This window comes from Subdoligranulum variabile, from assembly GCF_025152575.1.
Lineage (GTDB): Bacteria > Bacillota > Clostridia > Oscillospirales > Ruminococcaceae > Gemmiger > Gemmiger variabilis.
On record NZ_CP102293.1, the window covers coordinates 58,696 to 70,439 of the forward strand.

4 protein-coding genes, 4 tRNA genes and 3 rRNA genes are annotated in these 11,744 nt (G+C 50.0%); 1 reads left to right on the forward strand and 10 read right to left on the reverse strand.

Going from position 1 to position 11,744, the window contains the following annotated elements:
- Nucleotides 1-89: 89 nt before the first annotated feature.
- The 6 genes from NQ490_RS00240 to NQ490_RS00265 all read right to left on the reverse strand — a co-directional run bounded on the left by NQ490_RS00240 (nucleotide 90) and on the right by NQ490_RS00265 (nucleotide 5,446).
- Nucleotides 90-165, reverse strand: a tRNA-Lys gene (locus NQ490_RS00240).
- Nucleotides 166-223: 58 nt separating this feature from the next.
- Nucleotides 224-340, reverse strand: a 5S ribosomal RNA gene (rrf, locus tag NQ490_RS00245).
- A gap of 97 nt (nucleotides 341-437) precedes the next feature.
- Nucleotides 438-3,269 (reverse strand): 23S ribosomal RNA (locus tag NQ490_RS00250).
- A 337-nt stretch (nucleotides 3,270-3,606) separates the two neighbouring features.
- Nucleotides 3,607-3,683 (reverse strand) — tRNA-Ile (locus tag NQ490_RS00255).
- A 3-nt stretch (nucleotides 3,684-3,686) separates the two neighbouring features.
- Nucleotides 3,687-3,762: transfer RNA gene (locus NQ490_RS00260), tRNA-Ala, on the reverse strand.
- 155 nt (nucleotides 3,763-3,917) lie between these two features.
- Nucleotides 3,918-5,446 (reverse strand): 16S ribosomal RNA (locus NQ490_RS00265).
- Together the 16S, 23S and 5S rRNA genes with 3 tRNA genes alongside form the textbook arrangement of a ribosomal RNA operon.
- Before the next feature lie 567 nt (nucleotides 5,447-6,013).
- Between NQ490_RS00265 and NQ490_RS00270 the strand changes: the two genes are divergently transcribed.
- Nucleotides 6,014-8,464, forward strand: coding sequence for a site-specific integrase (locus NQ490_RS00270; RefSeq protein ID WP_007046775.1), 2,451 nt, complete (start codon nucleotides 6,014-6,016; stop codon nucleotides 8,462-8,464).
- A gap of 397 nt (nucleotides 8,465-8,861) precedes the next feature.
- On the opposite strand, the gene NQ490_RS00275 is transcribed toward NQ490_RS00270, so the two are convergent.
- The 4 genes from NQ490_RS00275 to atpG all read right to left on the reverse strand — a co-directional run bounded on the left by NQ490_RS00275 (nucleotide 8,862) and on the right by atpG (nucleotide 11,737).
- A tRNA-Pro gene (locus NQ490_RS00275) sits at nucleotides 8,862-8,938 on the reverse strand.
- A 109-nt stretch (nucleotides 8,939-9,047) separates the two neighbouring features.
- The gene (locus NQ490_RS00280; RefSeq protein WP_007046777.1) at nucleotides 9,048-9,452 is read right to left on the reverse strand and encodes a F0F1 ATP synthase subunit epsilon; all 405 of its coding nucleotides are present in this window, start codon (nucleotides 9,450-9,452) and stop codon (nucleotides 9,048-9,050) included.
- A 12-nt stretch (nucleotides 9,453-9,464) separates the two neighbouring features.
- A complete protein-coding gene (atpD, locus tag NQ490_RS00285; protein WP_007046778.1) occupies nucleotides 9,465-10,859 on the reverse strand; it encodes a F0F1 ATP synthase subunit beta in 1,395 nt (464 codons plus the stop codon).
- Nucleotides 10,860-10,882: 23 nt separating this feature from the next.
- A complete protein-coding gene (atpG, locus tag NQ490_RS00290; protein WP_007046779.1) occupies nucleotides 10,883-11,737 on the reverse strand; it encodes an ATP synthase F1 subunit gamma in 855 nt (284 codons plus the stop codon).
- Nucleotides 11,738-11,744: the final 7 nt, after the last annotated feature.

Here is an 11,744-nt window from a genome sequence, read left to right on the forward strand (position 1 = left end):
CGAGCCGAGTGGTTGGCTTCGCCGGGGTCGAATATAACAAATAATCCGAACCCATCTCCTATCGGAAATAAGTTCGGATTATATTGTTTTGGTGCACCATCGGGGACTCGAACCCAGGACCCACTGATTAAGAGTCAGTTGCTCTACCAGCTGAGCTAATGGTGCATATAAAGCAAACTCCGGACCGGGCCCAAGGCTCGGCCCGGAGGCTGCTTTTCAGAGAAGCCGGCATCTACCTATTTTCACAGGCCGTCTCCAGCCAACTATCTTCGGCACAAGTGAGCTTAACTTCTGTGTTCGGAATGGGAACAGGTGGAACCTCACCGTCATCGACACCGGCCATGCATATGACCTTGTCATCTGCTTCTCTTTTGTTGAGGATGTACCCTCAAAACTGAATATCGAACTGCTTTGCAAATAGAGTATCTGATCAAGATGGGGTCAAGCCCTCGACCTATTAGTACACGCTTGCTGAATGGCTCGCGCCACTTACACATTGTGCCTATCAACCTTGTAGTCTTCAAGGGGTCTTACCTGATTGACTCAGTGGGATATCTTATCTTAAGGCCGGCTTCACGCTTAGATGCTTTCAGCGTTTATCCGATCCGAACATAGCTGCCCAGCTGTGCCACTGGCGTGACAACTGGTGCACCAGAGGTTCGTCCATCCCGGTCCTCTCGTACTAGGGACAGCGCCTTTCAAATATCCTGCGCCCACGACAGATAGGGACCGAACTGTCTCACGACGTTCTGAACCCAGCTCGCGTACCGCTTTAATTGGCGAACAGCCAAACCCTTGGGACCGAATTCAGCCCCAGGATGCGATGAGCCGACATCGAGGTGCCAAACCTCCCCGTCGATGTGGACTCTTGGGGGAGATCAGCCTGTTATCCCCAGGGTAACTTTTATCCGTTGAGCGATGGCATTTCCACTCACATACCACCGGATCACTAACTCCGACTTTCGTCTCTGCTCGACCCGTCAGTCTCGCAGTCAGGCTCGTTTATGCGTTTGCACTCTTTCATCTGGTTTCCGTCCAGATCGAACGAACCTTTGAACGCCTCCGCTACATTTTAGGAGGCGACCGCCCCAGTCAAACTGCCCACCTGACAATGTCCCCCGCCCTGATTCAAGGGCGCAGGTTAGAATTCCAATGTCGCAAGGATGGTATCCCAACGTCCGCTCCACAAAGGCCAAAGCCTCTGCTTCCTAGCGTCCCATCTATCCTGTGCATGCAACACCGAAACCCAATATCAGGCTACAGTAAAGCTCCATGGGGTCTTTCCGTCTTGTCGCGGGAAACCGGCATCTTCACCGGTACTACAATTTCGCCGGGCGGGCTGTTGAGACAGTGCCCAGATCATTACGCCTTTCATGCGGGTCAGAACTTACCTGACAAGGAATTTCGCTACCTTAGGACCGTTATAGTTACGGCCGCCGTTCACTGGGGCTTCAATTCAATGCTTGCACATCTCCTTTTAACCTTCCAGCACCGGGCAGGCGTCAGCTCGTATACGTCATCTTTCGATTTAGCACAAACCTGTGTTTTTGGTAAACAGTTGCCTGGGCCTATTCTCTGCGGCTCACTCTCGTGAGCACCCCTTATTCCGAAGTTACGGGGTCAACTTGCCGAGTTCCTTAACAACCCTTCTCCCGTTGGCCTTAGAATCTTCTTCCTACCTACCTGTGTCGGTTTGCGGTACGGGCACCTTAGATATACACGCAGCTTTTCTCGCCTCTCATTCAGCCAGACTTCGGTACTAAATTTCCCTCGATCACTACCGGAACCAACACCCGGCTCTGACCTTCAAAAAGTGTCCCTGCGCTTAAATCTTTCGGTGGGGACGGAATCTCTACCGTCTGTGCATCGGCTACGCCTTTCGGCCTCACCTTAGCTCCCGCCTAACTTGGAGCGGACGAACCTTCCTCCAAAAACCTGAGGTTTCCGGCCATGCAGATTCTCACTGCATTCGCGCTACTCATTCCGGCATTCTCACTTCTGTAAACTCCACAGCCGCTTACGCTACTGTTTCTCCGCTTACACAACGCTCCCCTACCCCGCATCTTACGATGCAGCCTAAGCTTCGGTTTGTATCTTAGCCCCGTTAAATTTTCCGCGCAAAGACGCTCGACCAGTGAGCTATTACGCACTCTTTAAATGAGTGGCTGCTTCTGAGCCAACATCCTGGTTGTCTGTGTATTTTCACATCGTTTTCCACTTAGATACAATTTGGGACCTTAGCTGTAGATCTGGGCTGTTTCCCTTTTGACAATGAGATTTATCTCACACTGTCTGACTCCCATGCATCGATACTCCGGCATTCTTAGTTTGATAGGCTTCGCTACCCTCTCGGGCGCTAGGCCATTCAGTGCTTTACCTCCGGGTATCTAACATGAGGCTAGCCCTAAAGCTATTTCGGGGAGAACCAGCTATCTCCGAGTTCGATTGGAATTTCTCCGCTACCCACAATTCATCCGCCGCCTTTTCAACGGAGGTCGGTTCGGCCCTCCATGAAATTTTACTTTCACTTCAGCCTGATCATGGGTAGGTCACCCGGTTTCGGGCCCATTGCACGTTACTGAACGCCCTATTCAGACTCGCTCTCGCTACGCCTCCGCACCTGAAGTGCTTAAGCTCGCAACGTACAATCGCTCGCCGGACCGTTCTACAAAAAGTACCATATCACACGTTGATGTGCTCTATGTGCTTGTAGGCACAAGGTTTCAGGTTCTTTTTCACTCCCCTCCCGGGGTCCTTTTCACCTTTCCTTCACAGTACTATACGCTATCGGTCACTGGGTAGTATTTAGGGTTGGAGGGTGGTCCCCCCATCTTCCGACCAGGTTTCACGTGTCTGGCCGTACTCTGGAACTCGCGCAGCCCTCGCCGTTTTCGCCTACGTGTCTCTCACACTCTCCGGATGGCTTTCCCACACCATTCGGCTAACAGCTTGGGTCCTAAAAGCGGTCCGTACCCCGGAAGGATTTCTCCTTCCGGTTTGCCCTCTTCCGCGTTCGCTCGCCACTACTAACGGAATCTCGGTTGATGTCTCTTCCTCGCCCTACTTAGATGTTTCAGTTCAGGCGGTTCCCCTCCTGCACCTATGGATTCAGTGCAGGATACTGAAGTATGAGCTTCAGTGAGTTTCCTCATTCAGAAATCCCTGGATCAAAGGATGTTTGCTCCTCCCCAAGGCTTATCGCAGCTTACCACGTCTTTCATCGGCTCCCAGTGCCAAGGCATTCTCCTTGCGCCCTTTGTAGCTTGACCGTTGTTTATCTCTCGATAAACATATCTCTTTTCAGATTCTCCATTTGCCAACGAGATTTTACCGCTTGGTGAAATTATAGATTTTATAAAAAATCAGGAATTTTACTAGCTTAAAATCTCATTTCGCAGTTCTATATTCAGTTTTCAAGGTACATCTGTCCTTCGGACATCTGTCCGCCTCGCTTGCGCGATGCGGTGTACATCCATCCGTTGGACTCGACCATCGAGTGTGTTATACTTCGTTCAACTCGCTCCGTGAAGGGCTCGTTTCACTCCGTATAGCCTTCGAGGTCTTTGCATAAGGATTCTTGGGTTACCCAGCGCACTGGATAACCAGTGGTGGGCTGAAATGGACTCGAACCATCGACCTCTCGGTTATCAGCCGAGTGCTCTAACCAGCTGAGCTATCAGCCCAAATGGTGGAGATAAAGGGATTCGAACCCTTGACCCCCTGCTTGCAAAGCAGGTGCTCTCCCAACTGAGCTATACCCCCGCGCCTTACAGCGTTTCGGGTTTCGCTGTCCCTTATGCTTCTGAAGGTCTGTCGTGCTTTCGCACTTCAGGGCCTTCAAAATTGAACAATACTGAAACTTGTTTCCCTGTCCGTAATGACTCAGACCAGCTGACTCATTACGTCTGACTCCCTAGAAAGGAGGTGATCCAGCCGCACCTTCCGATACGGCTACCTTGTTACGACTTCACCCCAATCACCAGTTTTACCTTCGGCGGCGTCCTCCTTGCGGTTAGACTACCGACTTCGGGTCCCCCCGGCTCTCATGGTGTGACGGGCGGTGTGTACAAGGCCCGGGAACGTATTCACCGCGGCATGCTGATCCGCGATTACTAGCAATTCCGACTTCATGCAGGCGAGTTGCAGCCTGCAATCTGAACTGAGACGTTGTTTTTGAGTTTTGCTCCACCTCGCGGTCTTGCATCTCTTTGTTAAACGCCATTGTAGTACGTGTGTAGCCCAGGTCATAAAGGGCATGATGATTTGACGTCATCCCCACCTTCCTCCGTTTTGTCAACGGCAGTCTCGCCAGAGTCCTCTTGCGTAGTAACTGGCAATAAGGGTTGCGCTCGTTGCGGGACTTAACCCAACATCTCACGACACGAGCTGACGACAACCATGCACCACCTGTCTCGATGTCCCGAAGGACTTCATGCATCTCTGCACTATGCATCGGATGTCAAGACCTGGTAAGGTTCTTCGCGTTGCTTCGAATTAAACCACATACTCCACTGCTTGTGCGGGCCCCCGTCAATTCCTTTGAGTTTCAACCTTGCGGTCGTACTCCCCAGGTGGATTACTTATTGTGTTAACTGCGGCACTGAAGGGGTCAATCCTCCAACACCTAGTAATCATCGTTTACGGCATGGACTACCAGGGTATCTAATCCTGTTTGCTACCCATGCTTTCGAGCCTCAGCGTCAGTTGGTGCCCAGTAGGTCGCCTTCGCCACTGGTGTTCCTCCCGATATCTACGCATTCCACCGCTACACCGGGAATTCCACCTACCTCTGCACTACTCAAGGCCAGCAGTTTTGAAAGCAATTTATGGGTTGAGCCCATAGATTTCACTTCCAACTTGCCGGTCCGCCTGCGCTCCCTTTACACCCAGTAATTCCGGACAACGCTTGCACCCTACGTTTTACCGCGGCTGCTGGCACGTAGTTAGCCGGTGCTTTCTTGTTAGGTACCGTCAAGATTCGTCCCTAACGACAGGAGTTTACAATCCGAAAACCTTCTTCCTCCACGCGGCGTCGCTGCATCAGGGTTTCCCCCATTGTGCAATATCCCCCACTGCTGCCTCCCGTAGGAGTCTGGGCCGTGTCTCAGTCCCAATGTGGCCGTTCAACCTCTCAGTCCGGCTACCAATCGTCGCCTTGGTGGGCCGTTACCTCACCAACTAGCTAATTGGACGCGAGTCCATCCTGAAGCGAATAAATCCTTTTCCCTCAGCCCGATGCCGGGCCGTGGGCTTATGCGGTATTAGCAGTCGTTTCCAACTGTTGTCCCCCACTCCAGGGCAGGTTACTCACGCGTTACTCACCCGTTCGCCACTAAGTTAAACCAGTATCCATCCGAAAACTTCAACCGAAATAACTCCGTTCGACTTGCATGTGTTAGGCGCGCCGCCAGCGTTCGTCCTGAGCCAGGATCAAACTCTTTATAAAATGGTATTAAATCACTTTATAAGTGTTTAATCTTGTAAATCACTCAGACACAATCGCTTGCGTCCTATTTGAATTACTTGTAATTTGGAATTGATTTACGTGGGTTTCCACCCACGATAAGGTTCCACAAGTTTCAGTTTTGTTCAATTTTCAAGGTCCTGCCCGCTGTTCGCATCTCGCGTGACAGCCTATTTATTATATCTCGCGAAGTTCATTTTGTCAAGAACTTTTTTGAGATTTTTTGAAGTTTTTTCGAGGAGCGAAGCTCCCGAAAAGCTCTCAAAGGCTGTTGTTATGCGGTTTTTCAGCGGCCATCCGCGTCGCTTCCGCGCCGGACAGCCTGACTATAATACCACCCCGAACTCACTTTGTCAACACCTTTTTTCAGATTTTTTTCTCTCCGCACTTTTGTTTCCCTCTTTAACTCGAAAGCGGCTTTTCCTCTTAAAGAAACAATAAGCCTATAAAATCATTCCACTCTATTTTCTGTTGTTTAACTTCCGGTTAATTTTTGTGCCTCCCGATTGAAGTACGGCTCAATTGTTCCTCGGAAAAAGAAACGGTATAATGGGAGTATCGCAAGGAGGGATAAACGATAACCGTTTAAACGAACACGGTTATGGCTTGAATAACGCACTGGCCTGCTTGTCCGGCGGTAGCGGAGACTGGTGTATCTACACCCGTTGCCAGCCCGGTCCCTATTACAAGGTCAGCGGTCCCTTCGACCTCAACATGACGGTAAAAATGACAAATACAATCGACCTTCCTGATACGCTGAATCTCCAGTGGCCCGAGCCTTCGACGGTCATTTATGTGCGAGTGCCGATGTCTATGGCCCGCACTTTGCAACGTCAGGGAAACCGTAAACTAAGCGATTTATCTACACTGCGTCAGTGGCTTATTGAACATCTGGGGGTTGCCTACCGTGGCTATCTAGAGCTGGACCCCATCTCACTTGAACCCAGCGCTAAAATTGCAGTAACCATCGGGCAAAACAGCCTGCTGGTACCGCCCATCCCGGTTCCTATAATGATGGCACGAACCGAACGGCTGGAAGTCGAACTGGGTGGTCAGATAGTTCCGGTCACCTATGTTCACGGTACGCTTGACAAATCCAAGCGTGAGCACCTTGTACATGGCAGTAAAACTCGATTTTACTATCAATGCAGCCAGCCTACCCAAGGCATTGATATTCGGCTTGGCAAGCGTGTAATCGCCACTGCCCAGTTGGGAGAGATTTGGCACCGTGAAGATGGAAGTCCCCTCTGTCGGCACAACAGCTACAACGAATTCGTAGGTGAGCTGATTTTACCCGAACTGCCGCGGGGAGTTCTTGCCACCCTTAACAACAAAACGGGAATCGACCGAAACGATCCCGATTGGGAAACTGTTTTCGATGCGCTATCAGAGTTTCCTCCCCAGAAAAACGCCATAAAATACAGCGAGGATGAACTGAAAAAGAAATGGATGAAACTCCTCAAAGCCGCGAATCCTGAAGATGAAGTAACCAGTGAAATTTCTGTTTGGCCAACCGGCACTCGTATTGATGTAGTCGACAAAGGGACAAATGACAAGTACGACATCTACGAACTTAAGGCGCATAAGGCCGAACCTCAGGATTTATATCAGCTTAAGATGTACTGGGACGGCCTTGTCCTTGAGGGAATCCAACCCACACGAGGTTTTTTACTCGTATCGGAGTACAGTGATGCCATTCAAAAGATGGCAAATGCCATGAATAGGGGTCAGTACAAGATCCTTATGGATGAGATAAAAGGCTATACTGCGGAAGACCTTACCAAAGAAGTGTATACAGAACTTCAATATAAGATTTGTCGCCACGCCTTGGAAGCAACTCGTGGCACCACTCAATGGTCTCCCGGAATGGAAGCTCCAGAGTCAGCAAAGAAGCGTCTAAATCTGCTTTACGAATTGATTCTGGATTTACAAAAAGTAAGTGGCTACGAAATTCCTGTTATCCCGAGCCGATATAACGGAAAGCCTTCGCACGATGAATTATTGCTAGCCAGAACAGACAGTGCTCGGAGTCTTCCATTCAATGTTCTCCAGCAGCTCTGCAGTACTTCTGAAATACATGGTCAGATAGCATTGCTCATTGATACTGGTTTGCGCATCAGTGAATGCACAGGCCTCTTATACAGCTCTCTCCACTGCATCCAAGGCTCTCAGGGCCAACTCTACTATATCAGTGTCACTGGTCAGTTCGATACTAAAAATGGCAAAAGAACTGAGTTTCCGAAAACCAATCCATCCTATAGAACCATCCCGGTATCCGTTGATTTAGGACGTCAGCTTATCTGCGCCATTGGCACGAATACAAAGGATAACAATTATTTCTTATCTCTGATGTGTAATCAATTGGGTGGTGAAGTCTCGGAGTCAAACAGCGCCCCAGCCGCCTTCCAAGACTATACCAGTAAGTTGATTTCAGGGGTTCTTCGCAAAAAAGAGAATTTTACGTTAATATCAAATGAACGCGCCTACACATTCGCCTCTAAAAAACAAGACCAATCTTTGCAGTCTATGGCGACCTGTCACGCTCTGCGAAGGAACTTCTGTACATGGCTGCACTGTCGAGGCATTTCCACGCAAGAGCTCTACCAGCAGATGGGTCATGCCATGAAAACCATAGATAGTCGTTCTATGAACCGAGGTAAAACGCCTTCTGAACTATATGTCATGTGCTTACAGAAGTACGTACGCTCTACGGTATTTAGTCCTGCCCGCCATTTACGGTATAATGCCGGCGGCAAATATACCTATACTGAAGTTCCTGCCTGCGGCATTGAACTTTCATTACCTCCGAATGGAACCTACGAAATCACTATCCAGGATACCGAACCTCAAAATCAAATTCTGGTGATAACCAACAGTTTGAAGGTGGAAGTGCGCTACAAGGAATCGTTACCCGCCAGATCCGATTCTTCAGAATTTCTGGCTAGAAACAATTTATTGGCAATTCAAAGCAAACGGTATCCGTTTCGGTCCGGCAAATAACATAGATTTTTACCGATTTTATTCAATACGAGTTCCCTATGGACTAATCGCCCCTCAAATCTCCAAGATGGTGCGAAACGGAAAATGCCGGGTCAAAAAAGCAAAAACTTCTACGCATAAAATCATTGTGCATCGTGTACAATTCCGTCTTTCAAAATTTTCTGTTTTGTCAAAGCCAGATTAAGTAAAAAAGCGCGAAAATTATGTATCTTTGATGCAAAAACAGCCCCTTCAAAATCGGGGTATTTTGCGCTATTCAATACGTATTCAATACGAGAGCCGAAAAAGCGCTCCATGCCGAAAATATAGAAGTCCGTTTTATGATACAAGCAAAGAAAAAGGACCTTGGAACCTACGTTCCACGGTCCTTTTTTAGCTGACCCTGACGGCCCTTGTTTGGTCCGAGTGGCGAGAGTCGAACTCACGGCCTCTTGAACCCCATTCAAGCGCGCTACCAAACTGCGCTACACCCGGTCGGAACTGGGCTGTCTCGAATCAGCTTGTTTATTATAAGCCCATTTGCAAAAAATGTCAACACATTTTTTGATTTTTTTCAAAACTTTTTTTGAGCTTACAATTCACGCTATCGACTTGCCACACTGCCACGTACCAGCGCACGCTTAAGCCGGGCTTCCGCCAGCTCAATTTCGTGCTTATCAATTCCTTTCTGGGCCAGAATAGCTTCCGCACGTGCCTTACTGCGCGCTACACGCTCTACGTCAATGGCATCCGCCCATTCAAAGGTCGTCGCAAGAAGACGACAATCCCCGCCTATCATACTGAGCATACCACCCATGCAGGCCGCCCGGCGTACAGTTCCATTCTCCGTGGTAATACGGGCTTCTCCCATACCTACCGCTGTGCAATAATCAATATGCCGCGCGAGCAGCTCCACCTGCCCGCCGATGGTGCGGCAAGACAGAGATTTGACCTCACCGTCAAATGCAACGCCATCCGGAGTCAAAATCTTCAGAGGGAAACTTGCCATAGGCCCGCCTCCTTACTGCTTTCCGGCCTTTGCCAGCACATCATCAATAGTGCCCGCAAAGAGGAAAGCGCTTTCCGGGATGGAATCGCATTCACCGTTCAAAATCATGTTGAAGCCCCGCAGTGTCTCTTTCAGCGGCACATACTGACCGGGCATACCGGTGAACTGCTCCGCCACATGGAAAGACTGAGACAAGAAACGCTGCACCTTACGGGCACGGTTGACAGTAATTTTATCTTCTTCGGACAGTTCATCCATGCCCATGATGGCAATAATGTCCTGCAAATCTTTGTAGCGCTGCAACACCTGCTGCACCGCCCGGGCTGTTTTATAATGCTCCTGCCCTACTACTTCCGGAGAAAGAATCCGGGAGGTGGAATCCAGAGGGTCTACAGCCGGATAAATGCCCTGAGAAGCAATATCACGGCTCAGAACCGTCGTAGCATCCAGGTGGGTAAAGGTCGTGGCAGGTGCGGGGTCTGTCAGGTCATCCGCGGGCACATATACCGCCTGCACCGACGTAATAGACCCTTTCTGGGTAGAGGTAATTCTTTCCTGCAAAGCGCCCATTTCCGTGGCCAGCGTAGGCTGATAGCCTACGGCCGAAGGCATACGCCCCAGCAGCGCCGAGACCTCAGAGCCCGCCTGGGTAAAACGGAAGATGTTATCAATAAAAAGAAGCACATCCTGATGCTTGACATCGCGGAAATATTCAGCCATCGTCAAGCCGGACAGCGCCACACGCATACGAGCTCCCGGGGGTTCGTTCATCTGGCCGTAGACCAGCGCTGTCTTGTTCAAAACTCCGCTTTCCTGCATTTCACCATAAAGATCGTTGCCCTCACGGGTACGTTCTCCGACACCGGTAAAAACAGAATAGCCATTATGCGCTGTAGCGATATTGTAGATCAATTCCTGAATCAGAACAGTCTTACCGACACCGGCACCACCGAACAGGCCAATCTTGCCGCCTTTTGCATAGGGGCAGATCAAATCCACGACCTTGATGCCAGTTTCCAGGATTTCAGTGGAGGATTCCTGCTCATCAAAAGCAGGCGCCGCACGATGAATGGGCCAACGTTCCATATTCTCCGGCGCAGGTTTTTCATCCACGGGCTCGCCCAGCAGATTGAAAACACGTCCCAGGCATTCATCACCGACAGGTACCGTGATGGGACCTCCAGTATCAACGGCCTCGGTGCCACGTACCAGGCCATCCGTGGCAGCCATAGCAATGCAACGGGCCACATTATCGCCAATATGTTGTGCAACTTCCACCACCAGTGTTTTGCCGTGGTTCTGCAGTTCTACCGCATTCAGCAAGGCAGGAAGTTCCCCATCATTGAAACGAATGTCCAGCACAGGTCCGGTCACTTGTACAACCTTACCGATGTGTTTTTCTGGCATAGCACACACTCCTTTGTGGGCTTTCAAGATTCCGCGTCGGCACCGGCCACGATTTCAGTAATTTCCTGAGTGATCGCGGCCTGGCGGGCACGGTTATAGTACAAATTCAAATGCTCGATCATTTCACCGGCATTTTTGGTGGCAGCCTCCATCGCCGTGCGGCGTGCCCCCTGTTCACTGGCTACGCTTTCACACAAAGCCCCATACACAACACCGGCCAGATATTCCGGGATGATATTATCAAACACCGTCGTAATATCGGGTTCATACAGCATCAGACTCTGGCGCTTTTTTGGGCTTTTGGGCTTTTCAAAAGGCAACACAGGCAGAATCGTAGCCGTCTGCGTCAGCATAGAGACAAACTGTGTAAAGCAAAGTCTGATCTCGTCAATCTCCCCTGTCAGAAATTTCTGGCATACGATTTTGGAGATCTCAAAGCAATCGCTTACAGATAAATCCCCCGCTTCGGCAAAGGCCTGGGTAACAATTGGGACATTGTGGCGCACAAAATACTCCACAGCTTTTTTGCCGATAGGAAGCACCACATAATCCTGCTCCTCCGCGTCAGCCTGAACCGCTTTTAGGATATTGGCGTTATAGCCGCCTGCCAGACCACGATCACCAGCAATTACAATATACAACCTGCGCTGGGTTTCCCGCTTGGCGAGATAGGGACTGTCGAATTGCGTATCCGTCGCTGCAATGTCAAACAAAGTCGCATACAAGGTTTCAAAATAGGGACGGCTCCGTTCTACACGCTCCTTGGCACGGCGCAGTTTACTGGATGCCACCAGCTCCATCGCTTTGGTGATCTGCATGGTGCTCTCCACACTTTTGATGCGCAGCTTGATTTCTTTCATCGAGCCAGCCACCACCATCACCTCC

Excerpts from the sequence above, each read along its gene's own strand:
- NQ490_RS00270 (WP_007046775.1), top strand. The coding sequence starts at position 6,014 with ATGGGAGTATCGCAAGGAGGGATAAACGATAACCGTTTAAACGAACAC.
- NQ490_RS00280 (WP_007046777.1), bottom strand. The coding sequence starts at position 9,452 with ATGGCAAGTTTCCCTCTGAAGATTTTGACTCCGGATGGCGTTGCATTT.
- atpD (WP_007046778.1), bottom strand. The coding sequence starts at position 10,859 with ATGCCAGAAAAACACATCGGTAAGGTTGTACAAGTGACCGGACCTGTG.
- atpG (WP_007046779.1), bottom strand. The coding sequence starts at position 11,737 with ATGGTGGTGGCTGGCTCGATGAAAGAAATCAAGCTGCGCATCAAAAGT.